Annotated in this window: 1 protein-coding gene; it reads right to left on the bottom strand. The window is 63.5% G+C overall.

Annotated features, from left to right (window positions below):
* The coding region (locus KIH75_RS09840) for a starch-binding protein (RefSeq protein ID WP_219056525.1) at positions 1-3,517 on the bottom strand (3,517 nt) is incomplete at its 3' end.
* Positions 3,518-3,892 lie beyond the last annotated feature (375 nt).

A 3,892-nucleotide genomic window follows, 5' to 3' on the forward strand; every position in this document is an offset into this window, starting at 1 on the left:
CCTTGGAGTCATAGTCCTTTTCAGACAGCCGCTTATCTACATTTCCAATCTTTCTATACCTATGGCCTTCACTATCCACCTTATTGAGGTACTTATCCTCGAATCCCTTGAGGTCCTTCACGTACTTGTTGAGCCTGGATCTCAGTCTGCCGGGCGTCTGGTAGCTGCGCGCGTCCAGATCGAGGCTTTTCGTGCTCACCAGGACCCTGTTCTCCAGCCTGTCCGCGACCGGGAACGTGCGGCCCAGCCCGCGGCCCGTGGAATGCCCGTTCAGGCATTCGTCGATGATGTCGCCGCGCTTCAGCCACCGCTCGTTCCAGACGTTCTTGCCTGTGTCGATTGTGGCCGCGATGGGCAGGTCCTTGCCGGATGTGACCAGATGCTTGGCGAGACCGGCCTTCTTGACGGCCTTGACGAGATGCTGCTTCTCTTTTTTGGTGAGTCTTGCGTGGCCGGTCTGGGAGAAGCTGGCGGCGGCCTTGACGAATCCGTCGCTGCCGCCGAGCTTGGCGACCACGCTCGGGCAGCTCTCCTCCAGTATGACCAGCAGTCTTGCGGCCTTCGCCGGGTCGTCTATGTTGCGCAGGATGAACCTGCCGGCCTTCGCCGCGCCCTTGGCCGCATCGCCGGCTGCGGGGACGATGCCCGCGGCGCTGATTGCGGCGAAGGCGTAATCGCCGTGCTTCACGTTCGCTATGACGTCGCGAACATCGGATGTGGGGATGACGCCCCCGATGATCTGGCCGGCCAGGGTGACGGGATCGTCGTCATCGGTGATGAAGTCCCCCGCAAGCGCTCCGACCACGAAGCAGGCAAACTGCTCGTACCATGCCTTGTCGTACACGTACGGGCTGGTGTCGTCGGCGAGCTCCCTGTCGTCGCGCCGCCCGTCGCCGTCTGGGTCGGGCGAGGTCGGGTCGAAGTTGCGGCGCACCTCGTCGCCGTCATTCAACCCGTCGCCGTCCGTGTCGGGATTCATCGGATCGGTCATCGAGTCCGACTCGTCCGCGTCGGCGATGCCGTCACCGTCCGAATCGACCAGTATGGGGTTCGTGATGAGCCGTCCGGTGACAATCACCTTGGTGCGGTCGGCGTTGTATCGGTAGTCGAGGCGGTCGATCTCCTCGCCGTCGGGGATGCCGTCGCCGTCCGTGTCGGGATTGTTCTTGTCGAGTTTGAGCGAGACGCCGTTGAACAGCACGAGATGGTCCTCGTACCAGTCGGCGATGCCGTCGCCATCGCTGTCGGTCTCGATGTCGATGAGCTTGCCGATGTTCTCGTAGATGCCGGCCAGCGCATCGGCGTCCTGGGCGAGATAGGATTCGCCGCCGGTCTGGCTGGCCAGCACCTTCATCCATCGCTCGAAATATGATCCGGGGCCGCCTCCGCCCAGTCCGACCGCGTTGATCTTGACCTTGCGCTTGCTGGCTTCGGCGACCACGCTGTCATGCAGCCGCGTATCGGAGGTCTCCCCGTCGGAAAGCACGATGATGTTGCGTAGCGTCGTATCATCGTCGCCCTGGAACATGTTCAGGGCCTGCTGCACGGCCAGGTACATGCTGGTGCCGCCCGAATCGCAGAAGTTCGCATCCGCCAGGGCGTTCTTCGCGGTCTGCGCATCCGTAAGCCCACCGGTCAGGTCCGTGGCTCCGTCCGCGAAGCGCACGACGCCGGTGCGGGTGTTCTCCGGGAAGCGCTCCACAAGGTCGCGGGCCACGGAAAGGCGCTTCTTCCCGCGGTCGTTGCTCCACATGCTGCCCGAATCGTCTATGACGAACACCGTCTGCACCGCGTTGAACTGTTCGTCGCTCCACACGTCCTCCCATGAGAACGAGTCGTGGAACGTGGTTCTGTTCACCAGCACGTATTTCGAGAAATGCGAGACCGTTGCCGTGGCCTCGTTTCCGGTCACGGTGGTATCGAGCTCCTCGAGCCGCTGTTCCTTTTCGTTGAACCAGCAGATGGCCGGGTCGAACGATGAATCCGACAGCAGCGATTCGTCGAAGCGGAAGTGCAGCGTCGCGGACCCCACCTGCCCGTCAACGGTGAACTCGTACGCATCCCCTATGAGCCCCGGCATATCGTCCGGGAAATACGACGGGTTGTCGTATCTGCGCACGTCGAGGGTGGCGGCCTGGCTCGCGGGGAGGTTCACCGACACGGACACGTCCACGTCGCCTTGCCCAACATCCTCGGCGGGTGCCGTCACATCGAATGTCTCCTGAGGTACGAGCGGGTCCGTGCCCCATTGGATCTCACGCCGGTCGTCCACGCCATCGCCGTCCGTGTCCGATTTGAGGGGATCGGTATGAGTGCGCGTCGTTTCCTCGCCGTCGGTCAGCCCGTCGCCATCCGTATCGGCCGCCAGCGGGTCCGTGCCGATCTCCCGCTCGTTCAGGTTCGTCAGCCCGTCGCCATCCGGATCCTCATCGCCATCCGCCACGCCGTCGCCATCGCTATCGGCGCAGGAGTGGTCCGTGCCTGTTCTGATGGTTTCGAACGCATCGGGCAGTCCGTCACCGTCGGTGTCGCTATCGCCGCCGAGCATCATGTCCAGCACATCGGGCACGCCGTCATTGTCGCCGTCGATGGTTGAATCGCCGCAGGACCAGTCGCCGCCGTCCCAACGGCATACCCCGGACGCCTCGTAGCCGGGCGCGCTCCTTGCAGGAACCTGATGCCCGCCGTCGTTGAACAGCACACGCGCCTTGGCGTATTTCGTTATCGTGTAGGAATACCAGTCATCCGCCATGTGCTTCATGGCAGTGCCAGGCCAGGCGGGCCCGGTGTCGGCATCGGACGCGTAATAGTAGATTCGGGGGCTGCCCCATCCCGATGGCTTATGGAACATGACGAGCACGCCGTCGGGTCTCGTGTCGGTCCACACGCCGTTGCGGCACCATGCCTCGGCCGTTACCAGATGACCTTCCTGACCGCTTGCCGGAGTCTGCCTCGAGCCGCCATCGTTGAACAGCACGCGGGCGGGCTGCGTTCCGAAGATGGTCGCGGTATACCATCCGTCACCGTCTGCATGCATGGCCTCGCCCGGCCACGTCGGCCCTCTGGCCGCTTCGGAATAGTAGTACAGGCGGACCTTGCCCCAGTTCGCGTAGTCGTAGAAGTGCACCTTCACGCCTTCCGGCATGGAGTCGTACCGCGTGCTTCCCACGAACCAGGATTCGCCATTGACCTCGTACCCCGGCTGGTTCGCTCCGGGGTGCTGCGATTTTCCGTTGTCGCTGAACAGCGCGCGCAATCCATGCGGCGCATTCACGGTAACGCTGTACCAGCCGTCGCCGTCGTCCGTCATCCGTTCGCCCGGCCAGGACGCGGAGCGCACGCCGTCGCCGTACATGTACGCGAACGGCTTCGCCCAGCCGGCACTGTCGTAATAATGAATCGTCACCTCGCCGGATCCGCCGCTTCCATCGGTGGCCGCAGACGCCACCGAGGCGGGCATCACCATGAACATCGAAAGCAGTGCGCACAGCACGCATGACAAACGGGAACCCCTCATAGGCCCTCTTCCCTTGTTCTCGTCGCATGGGCGCGTGCGACGCCGCGGGCGCCCATGCCTCTTCTTCTCTTCCCTGCGGGCCGACACAACCATGGCCCGCATCCGATTACAGCAGATAAGTACCCCGGAGTGCAAACGATGGCATGACGCAAGATGCCGGCGGAACCGTTGGAGCCATGGCCGTCAAACCATTGACCTGCATGCGAAAAGGCCGTCCGGAATGCGAGACGACATGTCGGCCGGTCGCGGGAGTCGGGCAGGCTGGACGCAAACGGCAATCGATGGCATCCGACGAGGCCCCCGCTCCCGCGGCCACCGCCGATACCGGGGAGCGGAGGACGGGGAAGACGACGCACGGCAATGACTTCGCCAAGA

It is taken from the genome of Bifidobacterium pongonis, assembly GCF_019331805.1.
Classification (GTDB): Bacteria; Actinomycetota; Actinomycetes; order Actinomycetales; family Bifidobacteriaceae; genus Bifidobacterium; species Bifidobacterium pongonis.